Origin of the sequence: Collinsella aerofaciens (assembly GCF_039752775.1) — a bacterium.
GTDB lineage: Bacteria > Actinomycetota > Coriobacteriia > Coriobacteriales > Coriobacteriaceae > Collinsella > Collinsella aerofaciens_R.
Genome location: NZ_JBDMGT010000039.1, coordinates 1 through 20,065 on the forward strand (window position 1 = coordinate 1; position 20,065 = coordinate 20,065).

The following is a 20,065-nucleotide window of genomic DNA, read 5'->3' on the forward strand; positions in this document are numbered from 1 at the left end:
TATTACGAGCTCCTGTGCGAATTGAAGGGAGCGCTCCCGCAAACTGCCTATTGACAACTTATAGGAGCGTCGGTTTTTATTTCGCGAAATTCGGCATGGTTGAGGGTGGTCGGCTAAACGTAGTAGATAGGCCCATTTCGTGGCGCACGAACCAAGCTGAGGCGCAAAATGGCCCTTGCCCCAGAAAAATCGTCGGCAAGGTAGCAAAATGCCCCACGGGCAGGAGGCTGCTCGCGGGGCAAAGAAGAGGGGCTTATTGGTGGCGGACCGAAGGGTTCGGCATGGGGCTTCTGCCGCGGTCGCTCTTAAGGCATTACAGCTCGACGAGCTGGCCGGTCTCGGCGGCCTCCTTGATGGCGTTGAGAAGCGTGAGCGTCTTGACGTTATCGGCGGGGGTCACGACGGGCTTGACCTCGCGGCGGACAACCTTCACAAAGTGCTTGAGCTGCATCTTGTGCGGCAGTGCCGGGTCCACGGCCGGAATCTCCATCTGCAGCGGCTTGTGCCAGTTAGAGGCGCCGTCGTAGGAGAACTGGTGCAGGCGGGGCAGCGAAAGGGCGCCCTTGGTGCCGCCGATAAAGTAGGCGTCGGCGTCGAAGGGGCGGTACTGCGGATCCTCGCGAGCGGTCGCCTCCCAGTTCCAGGGGCTGGCGGTGGCGTCAGAGATGGTCATGCTCGCGAGCGCGCCGTCGGCAAAACGGACGTTGACCACGGCGGAGTCCTCGGTCTCAAAACCGCGGGCGGCGCTGGACTGCATACCCTGGACGGCAACGGGCTCGCCCAGCAGGTAGCGGAGCAGGTCGACGTCGTGCACCAGGTTGACCAGGATCGGGCCGGCACCCTTCTTGCGGCGCCACTCGACATCGAAATACTCGTCATTCTTATAGATCATGTAGTGGAAGCTCGACACGGTGAGCTTGCCCAGCTCGCCGGACTCGATGATTTCCTTGGCCTTGTTGACGAAGGGGTTGTGGCGACGGTGCTGACCCACGAGCACGGGCACGCCGGCGGTCTCGGCCTCGGCGGCAAAGGCCTGGGCATCCTCGAGATCGTTGGAGATCGGCTTTTCGACCAGCGGCACGATGTTGCGCTTCACAGCCTCGCGGGCAACGCCCAGGTGCAGGTCGTTGGGGGTGGCGATGATGACGGCCTCGGGCTTGACCTCGTCCATCATCTGGGCGGGATCGGTGTAAAACGGCACGCCGGCGGCCTCGGCCGTGGCGCGGGCGCCCTCAAAGGCGTCGGCGATGGCGACGAGCTCGGCCTCGGGCTCTTCGGTGACAAAGCGGATGTGGTTGCGGCCCATGGCGCCGGCGCCGATAACGGCAATGCGGACGGGGTTGAGCTCAGACATTTCGACTCCTTAATACTGGTGACCGGTGGAATGCGACAAAGGGGCTGTCCCTTTGTCGCATCGGTAAAACTAGGCGGACTTCTTCTTGCTGTCGGAGACCATCATGTAGACGGTGAGTACGACGGCGATGGCGGCGATCACAATGGCGCCGTAGAAGGACTGCTGGTAGGCGGCGCTGCCGGCCTCGGCGTGATACAGCACGGCGGTGATGGGCTGGCTGATCCAGGTGGAAGCGGCATAACCCAAAAACATGATGCCGTAGTTGACGCCGATGTTGCTGGTGCCAAAGGCGCCACCGGTGAGCGGCGGGTAGATGACGAGCAGAGCGCCAAAGCTAAAGCCGAGCAGGGCGAGCGCAACAAAGAACATGCTCTGCGTAAAGCTCATCGACATGATGACGAGCGCGACGATGGTGACGACAAGGCTGATGAGCAGCGACTTATAGGCGCCGAGCTTGTCGATGATCTGGCCAAAGGACAGGCGGCCAACCAAGTTGGCGCAGGTGTTGACGGAGACCACCACACCGCCGAGGGCGACGGCCGCGGCGCTCGTGGGGTCGGCGAAGAGCTGGACGGCGGCGATGGAGGCAACCTTGCCCACGAGCAGGGTGCCCGCGGTGGCGGCAAAGGCGAAGGTGACGATGAGAACCCAGAAGCGCGGGGTCTTGACCATCTCGCCCGGGGTGAGGTCGCCGAAGGTACCGGCATGCGCGCCGCCCTTGGGGGCCTCGAAGCCCTCGGGCAGCCAACCGGCCTCGGGGGCCTTCAGGAACAGGGCGGAGGCGGTGATCATCACAAAGAAGATAACGCCGAGCGCCTTAAGGGCGCCAAAGATTCCCAGGCTTGGGATGAGCAGCGAGGCGAGCACCGGGGACAGCACGGCGGGGCCGGCGGTCGAAGCGGCCAGGGTGATGCCGGAGGCAAGGCCCTTCTTGTCGATGAACCACTTCTGACCCGTGGTGAGCGCCGGGTTGTAGCCCAGGCCGTTGCCGATGGCGGCGACGAGCGAGAACCACAGGTAGAACTGCCACGGCTCGGTGACGGTGCCGGACATGAACCAGCCCACACCGTAGCACACGGCGGCGGCGATCACGACGTTGCGGGGGCCGATCTTATCGGAGATGCGGCCGGCGAAGATGCCCGTCACGGCCATGATGGTCTGGAAGACCGGGAAAGCCCAGGTAAGGGCGCTGGACCACTCGGGGTAGACGGCGAGCAGGTTCTTGCTCACGACGGAATACAGCGCGATGGAGCTGATGAAGAACATGGTGACGCACGCGGCGGAAAGCACGACGGCGCGACCCTTGTTGGAGTTGGTGGAAGCCATTGGACTCTTTCTAATCGATACGGGGGAGGAGCGGTCGTATCCGCGGGTCTCCCTGTTAGGTTGGTTTACTGGTCAGTTGGCTTGGCGACGCCGGACTCATCGGACCAAAGCTCGACGCCCTTGTTCTTGAGGTAGTTGTCGGCATAGGCGCGACGGCCGCCGGGCTTGGCGGTGAGGTCGCCCATCATGTTGGAGAAGCCGCCGTCGACCTTGATGGCGTCGCCGGTGGTAAAGTCCGAGCGCTTGGACGCCAGGAACATGACGGCGTTGGCGATATCGCTGACCTCGCCGATGCGGCGCGTGGCGATCAGACGGCTGCGGCTCTTTTCGACCTCGGGATCGGCGTAGAAGTTGGCCGACATCGGGGTCTTGACGAAGCAGGGCTCAACGCAGTTGGAGCGCACGCCGTAGGGACCCCATTCGGCAGCCAGCATCTTGGACATCATGTTGACGCCCGCCTTGGTGGAGCTGTACACGCCCGAGAACGTCTCGGGGGAGTGGCTGGCAACGGTCGAGATGTGCACCAGGCGACCCTGGCCGGCCTTGATCATCTCGCGACCAAAGCGCTGCGAGGTGATGAAGTAACCGGTGAGGTTGACGTTGATGACCTCGTTCCAGTCGGAGAGCGGCAGGTCCTCCATGGCGGCGAAGCGCAGGATGCCGGCGGTGTTGACGAGAACGTCGACGCGGCCGAAGTCGGCGATGGTGGCGTCGACGGCGGCCTGAACCTCGGCCTCGTCGGTGGCGTTCATCTTGTAACCCTCGGCGTGGATGCCAAACTCGGCGGCGAGGTCGGCGGCAGCGGCCTTGACCTTTTCCTCGTCCAGATCGAGCAGGACGACGTTGGCGCCGTTGCGGGCGAACTCGCGGCAAATCTCGACGCCCATACCGCCGAGCGCGCCAGTCACGGCGCAGACATCGCCCTCGAGCTTAAGCCAATTGCTCATAGGAACTTCCCTTCTTGTGCCTCCCGGTGGGTCGCTCCCATTAACCGACCCACGTGGTTTTCGCTGGTTATCGTATGCTTTGCATTTGCGCAGGTGAATTGCATATTTGTTAGAATGGCGTTAACCGTAGGTTTATAGCTCGCAAGACGATGTGTCCTTGATTGAGTGTGTGACCTGCGAAAACAACCCCCTGTGGCACCATGTGGCCATGGGCGCGAAAACGGGAGATTGACGTGTACGATCGACGACTCGAGGCCATATCGGCCGCCGCGGAGCTGGGAAGCTTCTCGCGTGCGGCGGCAAAATTGCGCGTGTCGACCCCGGCGCTCGTCAAGCAGGTGTCGGGCTTCGAGGCCGAGTTTGGCATCACGTTGTTCGAGCGCTCGCATTCTGGTGTTAAGGTGACGCCGGCAGGTGCTCTGCTGGTGGACGATGCACGTTCGATCATGCGGCAGTCCGAGGACGCGCTGCGCCGTGCCCGACGCGCGGCGGGCGATGGCGGGGCCGTGCGTCTGGGCGTGTCGATGATGTGTCCGGGGCGCCAGACGCTGTCGATGTGGACGGGCGTACACGAGCTGGAGCCATCGTTGCGCTTCGAGATCGTGCCGGTGAGCGACCTCTATGACGAGCGCGAATCCGTCATGCGCAGCCTCGGTCGCGAGGTGGATGTGGTGCAGTCGAGTTTTTCGACCCCGCGCTGGGGTGACGTCTGCCAAAAGCTCCGCATCGTTAACGTGCCGTTTTATATCGACGTGCCACGCACGAGCCCGCTGGCGCGCAAGACACGCATTACGGTTGCCGACCTGGAGGGCATGCGCCTGCGCGTGCTCCGTCACGGCAACGACGCAATGGACAGCCTGCGCATCGACCTTCTGGCCGACGGCGGCGTTGACGTGATCGACGTGGACAGCTTTGACTTTGCGCTCTTTAACGAGGCAGAGGAAAAGGGCGACGCGGTGCTCACCTGCGGCGCATGGTCGGGGGTGCACCCGGCCTTTGTGGGCGTGCCGTTCCTGTGCGGGCGAGAGGTGCCGGTCTTTCTGCACTACCCGCTCGAGCCCACCCTCCAAGTCCAAAAATTCGTCAACGCCATGGCCCAACTCCTCAAGTAGCCAAAAGAGTCCCGTCCCAAATTAGCTACCCTTTGCTACGGGTTTAGCGGTCCTCGCGTTGCGGCCCGGCTGCCTCGGCTGTCTTTACGCGGTTCTTGTCGATGTACATGTTTTTGTCGGCCTGGGAAAAGAGCTCGCGCATCGTAGGCGGTTCATCAAAATCACTGGAAAGCGCGAAGCCCACCGCATAGCTGATGGGCATGTCGGGGTGAGCCTCGGAATACTCGTTCACGTTCGCACGGACCCGAGCGAGACAGGACTCCACGGCAGCCCGATCGGAATCCCGCAGCACCGCGATAAACTCATCGCCGCCGTCGCGGCCCACAAAGCACGTCTCGGATGCTACACTTCCCAGTTGTTGGGCAAAAGAGCGAATGTATTCATCGCCCTTCTCATGACCGAAGTTGTTATTGACCGTATGCAGATTGTTAAGGTCGAAGACGCACACCGCAACGGGCGCCTCCGCGGAGACAGGCTGCTCCTGCCCCAAGACCTCCTCGCACTTGTTCTTGTTGGGCAGTCCTGTGGCTTCGTCGAGATAGACTTTGTTCTGCAGTTCGCGATTGAGCGCGGCAGTTCGCACCGCGCGAACAAGTTCGACCGCAAAGGTCGCCACCAAGCCCATGATGTCGATGATCACCAGGCCCTCGAGATAGTTGAGCGCCGACGCCTTCTCCTGAGAGTAGTCCTCTGCGAGTCGCGTAGCATCGTCGCAAATGCCAAAGAACTCCTCGCTCATGGAGATGATGTCGGTGTTCTCATAGCCGACTTCGCGCACGCGGATGATCTCGGTGCAAAGCTTATCAAAATAATTTGCAAGCTCGGTCATCTTTGCCTGATACTCATCGTCGTCGAGACGGACGAGATTGAGGTCGTCGCTTCCGTAGCGCAAGCCGTTAATGTATGAATCCACGGCCTTGAGCAGGTCGTCTTGTGACTGGCCTGCGTCCTCGAGCTTCACGATGCGCTGCGTGGTGCCGCGTACCAGGCCGGCGTAGTTGACTACGCGCGCCGTGCCCTGGATATCGGAGACGAGCAGCATAACATTGATGAAGAAGAAGATGAGAACTGCCGTGAGCACCATCATGAGCAGGCGCACCGCCTGGCTGGCCTTCTTGGCGACAGAAGTATTCACAAGTTCACTCCCTCAAATGGCAAAAGCGCAGGTGGCACCCAGCGTGCTGAAATTCATGGGTGGTTAACTCTACCATATGGGCCAGCAGCCTCAAACTGCAGCAGACGCTCGTCCAAATTGGCGTGACGCTTGCCTTGTTGTTCTTGACCTGGCCGCGCTATCGGACATGTTTCTGGTCTTGGATCACCATGGGAAAGCTCATCCCGTTTTGTGCGTCCAGAGTGGGATGCGGCTTCCCAAAGGTGCCGTTAGGGGAAACCACATCCCGGTTTATGCCCTTGAAATGGGATGCCGTTTCCCGGAGGGGGCCCAGCGGGAAACGGCATCCCATTCTGGGCCCGAATAGTGGGATACGGTTTCCGGCCGGCATGAATAAAGCCTCCGCAGCTCGTGTGGCTGCGGAGGCTTTATTCGTTGCGGCGCATTGTGTTTGGGTCGTTGAGATGAGTCGATTTGGCCCGAAAGAGGAGGGCATTGACCTTAGGGTCATGCCCGACGAATGAGCGGCAAATCGGCCATCTCGGCGAGCCGAACTACTCCAGTTCAAACGCTCCGGTGTAGAGCTGGTAGTAATACCCGCGCTTGGCGATCAGCTCGTCGTGATTGCCGCGCTCGATGATGCGGCCGTGGTCCAGACAGATGATTGCGTCGGAGTTGCGCACGGTGGACAGGCGGTGCGCGATGACAAACGTCGTGCGACCTTCCATGAGCTTATCCATGCCCGCCTGCACGATGGCCTCGGTGCGGGTGTCGATGGAGCTCGTGGCCTCGTCCAGGATCATCACCGGCGGATCGGCGACGGCGGCGCGTGCGATCGAGATCAGCTGGCGCTGGCCCTGCGACAGCTGGGCGCCGTTGCCGGTGAGCATCGTGTCGTAGCCGTCGGGCAGGCGGGTGATAAAGTCGTCCGCGCCGGCGAGCTTTGCTGCCGCGATGCACTCCTCGTCGGTGGCATCCAGATTGCCGTAGCGGATGTTATCCATCACGGTGCCGGTGAACAGGTTTACGTCCTGCAGCACCACGCCCAGCGAACGGCGCAGATCGGCCTTGCGGATCTTGTTGACGTTGATGCCGTCGTAGCGGATCTTGCCGTCGGCGATGTCATAGAAGCGGTTGATGAGGTTGGTGATGGTCGTCTTGCCCGCGCCGGTGGCACCGACAAACGCGACCTTCTGGCCCGGCTTGGCAAACACGGACACGCCGTGCAGCACCTCGTGGTCGGGCGTGTAGCCAAAGTCGACGTTGTCCATGACCAGGTCGCCGCGCAGCGGTACGTACTCGATCTCGCCGGTTGCGCGGTGCGGATGTTTCCACGCCCACATGCCGGTGTGGTGGTCGGCCTCCTCGAGCTGCCAGGTATCGGGGTTCACCTGAGCGTTGACGAGCGTCACATAGCCTTCGTCGGCTTCGGGCTCCTCGTCGATAAGCTCAAAGATGCGGTCGGCGCCGGCGAGGCCCATGACCACGGCGTTGATCTGCTGCGAGATCTGGCCGATCTGTCCGCAGAACTGCTTGGTCATGTTGAGGAACGGCACCACGACGGCGATGGACAGCGCCATGCCCGAGATGCTCAGGTTGGGCACGCCCAGCGCCAGGAAAATGCCGCCTGCCAGTGCGACCAGCACGTAAAGCAGGTTGCCCAGGTTCATAAGGATGGGCATGAGGATGTTGGCGTACATGTTGGCCTTCTGCGAGACCTCGAAGAGCTTTTCGTTGCGCTCGTCAAAATCGGCCTCGGCGGCAGACTCGTGGCAGAATGCCTTGACGACCTTCTGACCGTTCATGACTTCCTCGATATGACCCTCGACCACGCCGAGCTCGGTCTGCTGCGCAATAAAGAAGCGCGCGGAGTTGGATCCGAGGAGCTTGGTCATAAAGGTCATAAAGGCGACGCCGGCAATGATGACCAGGCACATCCAGACGCTGTAGTACAGCATGATGAAGAACACCGTGACGATGACGATGACCGTCATGAGCAGGTTGGGCAGCGACTGGCTGATCATCTGGCGCAGCGTGTCGATGTCATTGGTGTAGTGGCTCATGATGTCGCCGCGCTGGTGCGTGTCGAAGTAGCGGATCGGCAGGTCCTGCATGCGGTTGAACATCTTCTCGCGCAGCTTCTCGAGCGAGCCCTGCGTGACGATGGCCATGGCGCGGTTCCAGAACAGTGAGGACAGGATGCCGACGCCGTAGATGCAGGCGAGGGTGGTCACGAGCTGCAGAATCTTGGGCTGCGCGGTCGTCCAATCGCCCGACTGCCACGATTCGCTAATAATCTGCAGGGCGCTCTGAAGGAAGGTCGCGCCGATGGAGTTGATGATGGCGCAGAGCACCACGCCGGCGACGACGAGGGGCAAAAGCACGGGGTAGAAGCCAAAGAGCGTCTTGATGAGGCGCGACATGGTGCCGCCCTTGCGGTTGAGCGCGCGCTCGGCGGTCGTTGCCTTACTCATGTGCCTCGCCTCCTTCCTGGGTCTGAGCTTGTGTTGCGGATGCCTCGGTGTCGGCTTCGACGGCCTCTTCGCCTTCGGCAGACATCTTATTTTGCGAGGTGAAGGTCTCGCGGTAGATCTCGCTCGTCTTGAGCAGCTCATCGTGGTTGCCGATCTGAGCGATACGGCCGCCCTCCATGACGATGATGCGGTCTGCATCCTGCACGGAGCTAATACGCTGGGCGATGATGAGCTTGGTCGTGTTGGGCAGATAGCTTGCCAGCCCTGCGCGGATCTTGGCGTCGGTCTTGGTGTCGACGGCGCTGGTGGAGTCGTCCAGGATCAAGATCTTGGGGCGACGCAGCAGGGCGCGCGCAATGCACAGGCGCTGCTTCTGACCGCCGGAAACATTGGAGCCGCCCTGTTCGATCCAGGTGTCATAGCCCTTGGGGAAGCCGTCGACAAACTCGTCGGCGCAGGCCAGATGCGCGGCCTCGCGGACCTCCTCGTCGGTGGCGTTCGGGTCTCCCCAGCGCAGGTTTTCGGCAATGGTGCCGCTAAACAGCACGTTTTTCTGCAGCACCATGGCCACCTGGTGGCGCAGGGCGTCCAAGTCGTAGTCGCGCACATCCACGCCGCCCACGCGCACGGTGCCTTCGGTGGCGTCGTACAGGCGGGCAATGAGGTTTACGAGCGTGGACTTGGCCGAGCCGGTGCCGCCGATGATGCCGATGGTCTCACCGCTCGTAATGTGCAGGTCGATATCGTCGAGCGCCTGGCGTTTCGCATGCGCGGAATACTTAAAGCTCACGTGGTCAAAGTCGATGGAGCCGTCGGCAACCTCGAGCACGGGCTCGGCCGGGTTGGCGATCGTGGGCTCGGCGGCTAGCACCTCGGTAATGCGGTGTGCCGATTCGTCGGCCATGGTCACCATGACAAAGATCATCGACAGCTGCATCAGGCTCATGAGGATTTGGAAGCCATAGGTAAAGATCGAGGAGAGCTGGCCCACGTCGAACAGCGTGCCCTGGCTCGTGATGATGAGCTTGGAGCCCAGGTAGATGATGACGACAAACGCGCCGTTGACACAGATGTTCATCATGGGGTTGTTAAAGGCGAGCAGCTTCTCGGCGCGGGTGAAGTCCATCTGGACGTCGCGCGCGGCGGTCGCGAACTTCTCCTTCTCAAAGTCTTCGCGCACGTAGCTCTTGACCACGCGCATGCCGGTGACGTTTTCCTCGACGGACTCGTTAAGGGCATCGTACTTGTGGAACACGCGCGAGAAGATGGGGCGCACCTTAAAGATGATAAAGAACAGCCCAAAGCCCAGCAGCGGAATGATGACCAGGTAGACCATGGCGACGCTGCCGCCCATGATAAATGCCATGGTAAAGGCGAAGACCAATACCAGCGGCGCGCGCACGGCGATACGGATGATCATCATAAAGGCCTGCTGCACGTTGTTGATGTCGGTGGTCAGGCGCGTGACGAGCGAGGAGCTCGAGAACTCATCGATGTTGGCAAAGCTGAACGTCTGGATCTTATAGAACAGGTCGTGACGCAGGTTCTTGGCGAAGCCGCAGCTCGCATGGCTGCAGGTGACGCCGGCAGCGGCGCCAAAAGCAAGCGACGTAAGCGCGATGAGCACCAAAAAGCCCGCGGTGGGAAGCATCTCGGCTACGGTGGCACCGTCTTTGATGGCGTCGATCAGGTTGGCGGTGATAAATGGAATCAGCATCTCGCAGAGCACCTCGCCAAGCACGAGCAATGGCGTGGCAACAGCGACTTTCATATAGTCGCGGATGCTGCCCATGAGGGTTTTAATCATCCAGTTCCTCCCAGGTTACACGGATTTTCTCGAGCATTTCGGCGAGCTGCTCGCGCTCGTCGTGAGTGAGGGCACTAAAGGCCCGTTCTCTAAAGCGGATGCGGGCCGCCTGGTCGATGCGGGCGTTTTCCCGGCCGGTTTCGGTCAGGCGAATGGTGAGTTGCCGTCGATCCTTGGGGTTACGGCTGCGCTCGATGAGGCCGTTGAGCTCGAGCTTGGACAGGATCTCGGAAAGTGACCCCGGCTTGAGGTCAAAGTGCACGCTGAGTTCCTGCTGCGACATCTCGCCGCCGGGTTGCTTGGCCAGCAGGCAGATGATGGGCGCCTTGCCGGACACGCCTCCGCCATGAAAATGCATGTAATGGCCGCAAAAGCCCAGGCCATTGAGGATGCGCTTGGCAAGCTTGTCTTCTGAGCTAACCGCTTCGGGTGCATCCGCCGGCTGTGACGGGTCGCCGTCGGGCTCGTGCGAACAAAGGTTAAGAGGTTCATCGCACATGAATTAGTGTTGCTCCTTTCTTTAGTTAGGTAGTGGAATTGTTTTGTGCCTAACTAATCTAGGAGCATGAGAAATGAATGTCAAGGTACCAAACTTATTAAGTTACGGCGTTTTGCCAAACGCCGTAACCGCTCGACGCTGCAAACGCTCCTAAGCAGCAATCTGACGTTCAATCGTCGGGCATGGCCGCAAGGCCTATGCCCCCCATTTCCGAAACCTTTCCGCAACAATGCGCTCTTCGCGACCCTGGCGACCGCTCACAACGCCTCCTGCGCTACACTTAGTCGCACTGTGGCGCTGCTGCGCCGTGCCCGAACCAAGGGAGACCCTCATGAAGAATACTCAGCTGCTGCTGATTAACGATATGTGCGGCTACGGCAAGGTCGCGCTTTCCGCCATGCTGCCGGTGCTGTCGCATATGGGCTACCGCATCCACAACCTGCCGACGGCGCTGGTGTCCGATACGCTCAACTATCCCAAGTTCTACATCCACGACACCACAGAGTACGTGCGCCAGAGCCTCGCCATCTGGGAGGAGCTCGGCTTTGAGTTCGACGCCATCTCGACCGGCTTTATCGTGACCGAGGAAGAGACGCGCATCATTTCGGACTTCTGCCACCGTCGCGCGCAAAAGGGTACCAAGGTGTTCGTCGACCCCATCATGGGCGACAACGGCAAGCTCTACGCCGGCGTGCCCGAGTCCACGATCGGTCTCATGCGCAGCCTGCTCGAGTGCGCCGACTATGCGGTGCCAAACTATACCGAGGCGTGCCTGCTCACCGATACGCCCATTGCCGAGCAAATCACGCCCGATGAGGGCCGCGCTCTTGTGGATGCCGTGCGTGTCCTGGGCGCCAAGTCGGTGGTCATTACGAGCGCTGTGGTCGACGGTGCGAATGTCGTCATCGGTTACGACCATGTGGCGGGGGAGTACTTCACGATTCCCTTCGAGCTGATTCCGGTCTACTTTCCGGGCACGGGCGACACGTTCTCGGCGGTGCTTGTCGGCCGCGTTATGGCCGGTTGGAGCCTGCAGCGCGCGACGAGCGATGCCATGCGTGTGGTAGCGGAGCTCATCGAGCGCAATGCCGACCAGGAGGATAAGTCCGCCGGCCTTCCCATCGAGGCCTGCCTGGATGTGATTGACCATGAGTAACGCCGACGAGAGCAGCACCGAGGCGGCGGGCGAGAACAAGCCGCTCGGTGCCCCGCGCGGCAGGCGCCCACGTATTCGCATTAGCTGCGTGGACCAGCTGGGCACATGCCGCTGCCATCACGGGCACAAGCCGGGTGACGTCTTCGACTTCGACCGAGACCGCGGCAAGATGTGTGCCATGGCCTGCCATGTGGGCTTTCCCTATATCGATATCCTGCGCTATGGCGGAACCGTGCCTGGCAACGAGCCCAGTACGGCAAAGTTCTGCTGCCCCGAGGTCGATACGCTGAACGTCTGGCTTGCCGAGATCGTCGACGAGTAGTCGAGCGCAATGTGACAAAGGGACAGTCCCTTTGTCACATTCGCCGGGGCTGCCTCTTCTTTCTGCTTATAATCCTAAATCTCTGCATTTCATCCGATTTTAGGTTCTAAAAATCCTACATTTCATCGATAATCAAGCGCATAAAACTTTGCATTTCATTTGATGACACTGAGGGGAGAGCCTATGCTGCGCAGGAAAATAGCGGCAGAGCTGGAGCGTTGGCTGAAGTCTGCCGAGCAAAAGGCCTTATTCATCACGGGTTCTCGCCAGATCGGCAAAAGCTATTCGATTCGCGCGTTTGGCAAAGCCAACCACGCAACCTACATCGAACTCAACCTCATGGAAAATCGCCAGGCAAAAGATGCTCTTCTCGAGGCGCGAGATGCCGATGATTTCATCAGCAGGGTGACGCTTCTTTCGGGAAAGCCGATAGCGCCAGGCAAAACGCTCGTGTTTATCGATGAGGTCCAAGAGGCCCCCGACATCATGACGATGGCAAAGTTCCTTGTTGAGGACGGGAGGTGCCGCTGGGCGTTTTCGGGGTCAATGCTTGGGACCCAGTTCAAGGGTGTCAGGTCCTATCCCGTGGGGTATGTCCACGAGCTTAGGATGTTCCCGCTCGATTTTGAGGAGTTTTGCTGGGCAACCGGGGTGAGCGAGGGGGCTCGCCAAACGATACGCGACGCGTGTATCAGCGAGAAGCCCATTCCTGGTTACATTCATGGCGCGATGATGGCAAACTTCAGGACCTATACCGTTGTCGGCGGAATGCCGGAGGTCGTGCAGCGTTTCCTTGACACGCAGGGCGACCTTGCCTCTGTTCGTCAGCTACAGTCCGAGCTCAACGAACAGTACCGACGGGATATTTCCAAGTATGCAAGCGGGCGTGCCCTTCAGGTGCAGAGCATCTACGATCAGCTCCCCATTATGCTTGAGGGCGAACACAAGCGTTTCGTGCTCAATTCCATTGACCCCAAGGCGCATTATGAGAAGTACCAGCGAGATTTTGTCTGGCTTGTCGATGCCGGCGTTGCTCTCAAAGCCGATATCGTAACCGAGCCAAAGTCGCCCCTGCTCAAGACGGCACGGCCATCGCAGTTCAAGCTATATCAATCGGATACGGGCATGTTGATGGCGCGCTACCCCGTTGGAGTCGCCCAAGCGGCGTATCTTGATAGCAAGGAGCCCAATCTGGGCGGCATTTACGAAAACGTGGTGGCCCAGCAGCTGGCTGCCCAAAATCGCCAGCTTTACTACTATCAGACAAAAAAGCGCGGTGAAGTGGACTTTGTGGTCGATGGACCGGATGGGACGGCTGTTCCGATCGAGGTTAAATCGGGCTCCTATTACCACGCGCACGCTGCGCTCGGTCATGTGCTTGATACGGCTGAATATGGCGTAAGGCTCGGGATTGTTTTCTCGAGAGGCAACGTTGAGCGCAACGGAGCGGTTCTCTATTTGCCGCTATATGCGACCTGGGCCCTTACGGATGTTTTGGGCGACTCCTGTGCCGAGGGGATAAAGCTGGAGGTCAAGCCGGTCTAGGGCCAGTCCCGGATGTGACAAAGGGACAGTCCCTTTGTCACATTCATGAGTGTGGATTTTCTCCCGTATAGAGCGCACTTGAACGCTCAAAGTGGGAGAAAATCTACGCTCGATTTATGCCGTGGGCGCGGTTCGTGCGCCCACGAACCTACAGCTGCTCGAGCATAGCGGTGCAACCGGCGAGTACATCGCGGTAGGTGGCGTCGAAATTGCCGGTGTACCAGGGGTCGGCCACGTCGCCAGGGCGATCGGTCCAATCGAGCAGGCGCGAGATCTTGCCATCGGGGTCCTTCCCAAAAATTCGGTACAGGCCGCGGGCGTTCTCGTCGTCCATATAGACAATGTGGTCCCAGTCGCCATACTCCGCGCGACGCACCTGACGTGCACGATGTGCGACGACGGGAATCCCGACCTCGCGCAGCTTGGCAACGGTACCGTGGTGTGGCGGGTTGCCGATCTCCTCGGTCGAGGTCGCAGCGGAGTCAATGACAAACTCGCCCGCGCGCCCGGCGCGCCGCACCAGCTCGGTAAACACGGACTCAGCCATCGTCGAGCGGCAGATGTTCCCATGGCAGATAAACAGTACGCGTTGCATATGCGGTTTCCTTTCTAGGCGGTCGCGCAGGACTTACAGACTGCTCTTGAGGCAGTTTGCTCCAATAAAGCCCGCTGCGTAGTTTACCTGCGATAATAACAAGATAAGACCTTTAATCCCAACGCCTCTGCTGTGTTCAAAGAGTTGAATGGCTCTAAAAATCAGTTTCCAATATAGGGTGGAGAATCCACTTTATTAAGGCCAGAAAACAGGCAAAAGTAAAAGCAAAAGTAGTAAAAACGTAGTACGGCTCAAATTTTTACTACCAATGTTTACCTGCGGTTTTGTTCAATAGCAAGCATCTCGTCTTGAATATCTTCAAGCCCAAGATGGGTGTAAACGTTGTAGGTGGTGTTGATATCTGAGTGCCCCATAATGTATCTGAGCTTTGCTGGACTCATGCCAGCGCGTGCCATTCGGCTACAGAAAGTGTGTCTGAGCTGGTGCGGAGTTATATGAGGCAGTTCTTCCTTATAGATGCGGTTGTGCTTAATGATGGCGTGTTTGAGCCTATGCTCCCAATGCAGAGCAACGCATGGCATCTCGTTCTTGTCTAGGCAGATGAAGCCCCTTACCCCATCAATAACAGGCTCTTCTTTTGGCTGCGCCCTCTGTCCGATGAGACTGTGGAAGGCCTTTTCGACAGAAGCGGTCATAGGGATATACCTCATACCAGATTTCGTCTTGGGTTCTTCAACGTAATACTGCATATCTCTCGCACGATGGAGTTGCTTTTGAACGCATATGCAGTGATTTTCGAAGTCAATGTCATCAAAGGTCAGGCCGCAGTATTCAGAAATTCTGAGTCCAGTGTTCAACAAGATGAAGTAAGTCTCAAAGTAGCGCGAAAAGTGATGATCCGAGCGCATGAACTCAAGGAATAGCCGTTCCTGTCTAACGCTTAACGATTCTCTGGATACCGTATCGTTGACCAGAACATTGATAAGTTCGAAGTTAAAAGGGTTGCGTCTTATAATTCCGCATTCTTCGGCCAGTTGGAAAGCTGGTCTGAGTACGCCTCGGATGCTACAGACGCTGCTGTATCCCTTTCCAACATCTTGCTGAAGGTGGATGAGCCATTTCTTTGCGTCCAACACCGTAATGTTTGATATTTTGGCTTTGCTGAAGCTGTCTGTTTTCAGGTAATTGGTGACGGTTTTATAGGCGCTAACAGTTGTCTTTCGTACCGCAACCTTGGTCGCAAGGTAGTTCTCAACCAGAGTCATCACGTTCATGTTCTCAGGTGCAATGTGGTCGAAGAGGTCTTTTTGAACCTGCTGCTCTTTTTGTCTTAAGCAGAGGTCTCTCTTTTTGCCGTGCGGCGTTTGGTCGTGAATTGTCAAAGTCCACGAATAGACAAAGCAGGTTTTTCCCATCCAATTGGTGTATTTGAACGAGTAGCGACCGTCTGGGCGCTGGCCTTCTCCGCGATGGAGAACTCGACCCTTGTTATCTTTCCTATTCGACATAGCTTGGATCTCCTTTCAGAGACTCAAGCACGACAACATGATTGTAGCTATGGGGTTGTCTATGCCATGGTAAAAGGGTTCGTTTATTGGGTTAAATTAAAGGAAATGAGGCCTATTTGCCCCGTTGGGGCTGGGGTTGGAGTAAGTGCCCATCGGTGCAATTTCAAGCCTTAATTTCGCTCTCAGCGTGCATTTTTGCTATAGGCTGAGCAGACATCAATTGAAATCGCAGTTTGAAAGAAAGGGCACCGTGGCGAAGTGCGCTACGGTGCCAGACATTGCATTGTGTGGGTTGAGGAGCCTATGCGACTGTTGCCCTAAGCATGACTTTCTCGCCATCGCCTGCCAAAAGATAGCTAATCCCGTTTTTACTTGTAGACCCACTATTGCCTTCGACGCTGTTTGCAAGATTTGTAACGACTTCCTGAGCATCGGTTTTTGAGAGTGAGGAATCACAGGCCATTATGAATCCACGTGCAACAATCGCTGAGTCGCATTTCTTGGTGTCAATCATAAGGATGGGGGACGGGTTGCAGGAGCTGTCATACCTGCTGCTCTTTGTCAGATTGCTCTGCCCGTCCATTGTCGTAAAAGAGAGCATTGCGTACATATCGGGGTTCTTTATGTCATCAACAAACACATAGGAAATAAGCTCATCGGTGCTCTTGTCGATAACGTCTGCGTCTAGATTGCTTTTGAGCTTTCCATTGAAGGAGCTAGGGGAAAAGGAAAATGCGGAAGGGGCGGTCTCCTCTGTCGCGGTCTGGTCGTTGCCTTCAGATGACTGGCTAGTTTCGGTTGAAGGGCTATCGTCTCCCGCTTCATCGGTGCTATTCGGGGCTGGAATTATCTTTCCGCAGCGCGTACAGACTTTTGAACCATCGCTTCTGTCCTCGAAGCAATGATTGTCTGGGTTTTTCTCTCCGACGGTTTTCCTACAGTTGACACAAGTTTTCGGTTCGGTGCATGTTGCAGAGTTCCAGCTGTGTGCATCGGGGTCAATCTTTCCATTGGGATCGACTTTTCCGCATTTATAGCAGTGATTAACTTGGCAACAGTTGTTTCCGCTCCACTTGTGTATGCAGATGATGTTCGATGCGAGCATGGCCCCAACGGCAATTTCTGCGACTGCGACTATGCCGAGTACTGCTGATGCCAATTTCATTTTGCCTGAAACGACCTGCTTCTTTTTCTTTTGCCCCTCTTTCGCCGCCTTTTTCGTTTGCGTATCGGGGAGTTTGTTATTGTCCTGTGCTTCATTCGAGGAGCCATCTTTTTGCTTATCGGTCACAGATTCTGGTTGATCGCTTTGGGTGCCTTCTGTATCGCTGGTTGCTTCGTTGCTGGAGATACTGTTCAGCGGAAAGCCACAATTTGGGCAGGTTGGAGCTTTGTCTGAAACTTGCTTCCCGCATTCTGGGCAGTTGATAAGGGGCATGACCTCTCCTTCCAAAGAAATCCCGACAAAGTGGAAGGGGAGAAGCACATCAACTAAATGAAGCGATGTGGAGGACACCTACCACAGTTACCACACCGCAAGGCTTCACATGCATATGCGAACAGACCTTGAAAGGCGGGTGCCCTCCAATTCGCCTGTTTGCATACGCAAAGCAGCAGCTATGCCATTGTGAAGCTCCATCCAAATATATGGATGTTGCGGTGTGGTAGATGAGATTGTATCAAGGACACGGGCTTTCATTTTGAGTAAAAGGGCGAACGTCACCGCTTCCCGCTGGCATTTCTCAGGGCGCGAAGATTCAAGGCGTTTTAGGCAGCTAGCGGTCTTCTCGATAGCATTGGCGATTATGCCTTGGCAATACGCTATTTACAGTGAAGGTAGACGGTCGGAGGAATTTATTCTTCCTGTCATGTTGATATCAACTACATAGATGGGGTCTGCCAAGTAGAAGTTGAGGCAAAAGTGTAAAGCGCCCCGTATGCGCCAAAACAGACTGGGGCGGGGACTTACGAGGTAACGCGCCTTCTGCAAGCTGGGAGTGCGCAAGAGAGTTAAGCCGCGTCACAGTGTATCCCAAAATTCATAACATTTGAGACATGAGAAACACTACTCCCCAAGTGAGTCTTTTGAATCAAATAGTGTCCTAAAAGATATTCCAAAAGTCTATGTCCCAATATAAAATACTAATAGGACTTTTGAGACATATAGGAATTGGAGGCACGCGATGAAGTTCCTCTACGCTCGCTGCTCAACAAAGGAACAGAACGAGGCAAGGCAGCTTGAATATGCGCACGAGCTTGGCTTAAAGGATAACCAGATATTTATCGACAAGGCTTCGGGCAAGAACGCTAATCGTCCCGCTCTGAAAGATATGCTCTCTCGTCTGCGCGAGGGCGATGAAGTTTATATCACTGAGCTGTCTCGACTTGGCAGGAGTACTAAAGACCTAATTGACCTTATGGAGACCTTCGAACAGATGCATGTCGAGGTTCATAGCAAGAAAGAGGCTATCGAAACGACCACTCCAGCAGGCAAGTTGATATTTCATATGCTGTCAGCCATTGCTGAGTTCCAGAGGCAGATCATCCTTGAGAATGCTGCCGAGGGCAGGGAGGCCGCTATGAAGCAAGGTGTGAAGTTCGGCAGACCTAATGTTGATGAAGACGCTCTCAACATGGCTCTCTATCTATTTGAAAACGATAGAACGAAGTCGGTTAAAGAGATATGTGAAAAGACTGGAATCAGCAGGAGCACTCTATATAGAGAAGCTGGCAACAAAAATGTATGTCGTAGTAAATAAAAATCAAATATATAAACTCGATAGCTCAAAACTATATCGCGAAATAGGGAATTGATATTGATGGTTTGGCGTATAGCCGTTACATGCTAGGGGATACTTTCACTGTACCTAAATAGCGGAGTTGGTAATCTTAATTAAGGGAGGTGAGTTTGTATCCGCTACTTACTAACGTATCTACCTGCATGTTTAACAATATCAATCTCGCATTACTTATAGTTTGCTACATCTCTTCGAGACGTAGCAAATGATTATATTTGTCACCTTTCAAGTCCCTAAATAAATATTATTTATATATGGTAGTTGATTGGTGACAAATTATGCGAGATGAAATCGAGCATCTATAAGTTAATAAAAAAATTATAGTGACAAATTAAATTCGTGCAGGAAGGTAATTCAGTTGGATTGATAGGAGGTTTATTTGGATTTAGAGCTAAAAGTTGGAGAGTACAGCTACAAGGAAATGTGTGAGCTATTTCACGAGAAACAAAAAACGGGCAAGTCGAAGCAACTGCAACTGAAGCATTGGGAACTGTATTGCCGCTATGAGAGGCCGACCAATCGATTGTTCGTTGTAAATGAGGTTTACAAAACGCCGTTGGAGAGGATTGACGGGAGAAAGACGAACGGGAGAAAATCGGAAATCGAGGAAGAGTTCACCATCCTATTCAATTCGCTATTCGTTCGGGAATTGACGCGAAATAGGTACCATACAGCAAATGGACAATGGCAGACAGCAAGACTGACCAATGGCGAGCTTTCTGAATATTTTGGACTGTATGGGGATCGTCTTTATTATGCAAAAAAGGACAAGAAGATAGACGATGACCTATTTCAAGAGCTGACATCCAAGCTGAGTGGCAAAAGAAGGAGTCTTATTGTCGACCGCGTTGCAAAGATAGATTGGGTTGAAGTGAGAAAGGAGGTGATCGTATATTGGGGGGACCATCCTTCTTACTATGGCGAAGAGTATCGAGAGTCTTTTAATTCGTATCGCATCGAGTATGTTCGCAAACATAGATATAAATCTCTTGCGGATGTAATAAAACACGGTGAGTGGTCTGATATGTCTGAGTATGTACTTGGGCGATTTAAGGCAACGTGGGAGAGTTCCCTTGCTGAAAAAAGTCCCTGGATATTGTCGGACTATGGTTCAATAAATAGGATTGAATCGTGCACCTCGTTCGGACTTAAAGAAGGAATGGAGAGGCCGCCGTTTCATTATTCTCTTGAAGAGGTTGATTCTGCTAGATATAGCTTCAACCTGAAAACAGTGGCATCGCTGGTCAAACTCTTCGAAAAACAAGTGCCAACAAAGGGTTGGAATATGGAACAGGTTCGCTATCTCCTTAGGAAATATGTTTTGTTGCCCAACTGGCAAGACTATAGGAAACGTTCCAGGGCTGCATAGCTCTTGTTTTTGTCTAAAACTGAAAGGCAATAGAATGTGCCGTAGAGGCCATGGAGAATGACTTGGAGGAAGGGCATCATGCACCCTCCTCCAAGTTTAATTGTTAGCGCCGGAATAATTTAGCCAAATATAGTCGGCCGAGATTGACCAATCCCGGCCGACCCATTTTAGCCAACAC

At 56.0% G+C, this 20,065-nt stretch carries 16 protein-coding genes; 6 read left to right on the top strand and 10 right to left on the bottom strand.

All coding sequences use genetic code 11. The annotated features are described in order from the left end of the window. Positions 1-313: 313 nt before the first annotated feature. The 3 genes from ABHR63_RS09005 to ABHR63_RS09015 form a co-directional block, all read right to left on the bottom strand. Positions 314-1,354 carry a Gfo/Idh/MocA family protein gene (locus tag ABHR63_RS09005; protein ID WP_346965355.1) on the bottom strand — a complete coding sequence of 347 codons (1,041 nt, stop codon included), beginning with the start codon at positions 1,352-1,354 and terminating at the stop codon, positions 314-316. Between the two features lie 69 nt (positions 1,355-1,423). Then, on the bottom strand, positions 1,424-2,680 hold the full coding sequence (locus ABHR63_RS09010) for an MFS transporter (RefSeq protein WP_250787180.1): 1,257 nt from the start codon (positions 2,678-2,680) through the stop codon (positions 1,424-1,426). A 65-nt stretch (positions 2,681-2,745) separates the two neighbouring features. Beyond that, positions 2,746-3,627: an SDR family NAD(P)-dependent oxidoreductase gene (locus tag ABHR63_RS09015; RefSeq protein ID WP_196033465.1), complete on the bottom strand. Its 882-nt coding sequence runs from the start codon at positions 3,625-3,627 to the stop codon at positions 2,746-2,748. Positions 3,628-3,860: 233 nt separating this feature from the next. On the opposite strand from ABHR63_RS09015, the gene ABHR63_RS09020 reads away from it, so the two are divergent. Further along, on the top strand, positions 3,861-4,739 hold the full coding sequence (locus ABHR63_RS09020; protein ID WP_271748140.1) for a LysR family transcriptional regulator: 879 nt from the start codon (positions 3,861-3,863) through the stop codon (positions 4,737-4,739). 43 nt (positions 4,740-4,782) lie between these two features. Here ABHR63_RS09020 and ABHR63_RS09025 read toward each other — a convergent pair whose 3' ends face one another. From ABHR63_RS09025 to ABHR63_RS09040, 4 genes are all read right to left on the bottom strand, one after another. Beyond that, positions 4,783-5,874 (bottom strand): GGDEF domain-containing protein, encoded by a 1,092-nt coding sequence (locus tag ABHR63_RS09025; RefSeq protein ID WP_346965356.1) that lies wholly within the window; start codon positions 5,872-5,874, stop codon positions 4,783-4,785. A 533-nt stretch (positions 5,875-6,407) separates the two neighbouring features. Next, a complete protein-coding gene (locus ABHR63_RS09030; protein ID WP_346965357.1) occupies positions 6,408-8,327 on the bottom strand; it encodes an ABC transporter ATP-binding protein in 1,920 nt (639 codons plus the stop codon). Further along, a complete protein-coding gene (locus ABHR63_RS09035; protein WP_346965358.1) occupies positions 8,320-10,134 on the bottom strand; it encodes an ABC transporter ATP-binding protein in 1,815 nt (604 codons plus the stop codon). The genes ABHR63_RS09030 and ABHR63_RS09035 overlap by 8 nt, the downstream gene beginning before the upstream one ends. Then, the gene (locus ABHR63_RS09040; RefSeq protein WP_346965359.1) at positions 10,127-10,633 is read right to left on the bottom strand and encodes a MarR family winged helix-turn-helix transcriptional regulator; all 507 of its coding nucleotides are present in this window, start codon (positions 10,631-10,633) and stop codon (positions 10,127-10,129) included. The genes ABHR63_RS09035 and ABHR63_RS09040 overlap by 8 nt, the downstream gene beginning before the upstream one ends. 331 nt (positions 10,634-10,964) lie before the next feature. Between ABHR63_RS09040 and ABHR63_RS09045 the strand changes: the two genes are divergently transcribed. The 3 genes from ABHR63_RS09045 (at position 10,965) to ABHR63_RS09055 (ending at position 13,656) form a co-directional block, all read left to right on the top strand. Continuing rightward, on the top strand, positions 10,965-11,789 hold the full coding sequence (locus ABHR63_RS09045; protein WP_346965360.1) for a PfkB family carbohydrate kinase: 825 nt from the start codon (positions 10,965-10,967) through the stop codon (positions 11,787-11,789). Further along, positions 11,782-12,111 (top strand): TIGR04076 family protein, encoded by a 330-nt coding sequence (locus tag ABHR63_RS09050; protein ID WP_346965361.1) that lies wholly within the window; start codon positions 11,782-11,784, stop codon positions 12,109-12,111. Before ABHR63_RS09045 ends, ABHR63_RS09050 begins: the two co-directional genes overlap by 8 nt. A 183-nt stretch (positions 12,112-12,294) precedes the next feature. Continuing rightward, entirely contained in the window at positions 12,295-13,656 is a 1,362-nt protein-coding gene (locus ABHR63_RS09055; RefSeq protein ID WP_346965362.1) for an ATP-binding protein, read from the top strand. A 148-nt stretch (positions 13,657-13,804) separates the two neighbouring features. Here ABHR63_RS09055 and ABHR63_RS09060 read toward each other — a convergent pair whose 3' ends face one another. The 3 genes from ABHR63_RS09060 to ABHR63_RS09070 all read right to left on the bottom strand — a co-directional run bounded on the left by ABHR63_RS09060 (position 13,805) and on the right by ABHR63_RS09070 (position 17,158). Beyond that, the gene (locus ABHR63_RS09060) at positions 13,805-14,251 is read right to left on the bottom strand and encodes a low molecular weight protein-tyrosine-phosphatase (protein WP_195234873.1); all 447 of its coding nucleotides are present in this window, start codon (positions 14,249-14,251) and stop codon (positions 13,805-13,807) included. Between the two features lie 272 nt (positions 14,252-14,523). Further along, entirely contained in the window at positions 14,524-15,720 is a 1,197-nt protein-coding gene (locus ABHR63_RS09065) for a site-specific integrase (RefSeq protein ID WP_346965363.1), read from the bottom strand. A gap of 301 nt (positions 15,721-16,021) precedes the next feature. Continuing rightward, a complete protein-coding gene (locus tag ABHR63_RS09070) occupies positions 16,022-17,158 on the bottom strand; it encodes a zinc ribbon domain-containing protein (RefSeq protein WP_346965364.1) in 1,137 nt (378 codons plus the stop codon). Positions 17,159-17,903: 745 nt separating this feature from the next. Here ABHR63_RS09070 and ABHR63_RS09075 point away from each other — a divergent pair. Both ABHR63_RS09075 and ABHR63_RS09080 read left to right on the top strand, forming a co-directional pair. After that, positions 17,904-18,479, top strand: coding sequence for a recombinase family protein (locus tag ABHR63_RS09075; protein WP_346965365.1), 576 nt, complete (start codon positions 17,904-17,906; stop codon positions 18,477-18,479). 418 nt (positions 18,480-18,897) lie between these two features. After that, entirely contained in the window at positions 18,898-19,887 is a 990-nt protein-coding gene (locus ABHR63_RS09080; protein ID WP_346965366.1) for a hypothetical protein, read from the top strand. Positions 19,888-20,065: the final 178 nt, after the last annotated feature.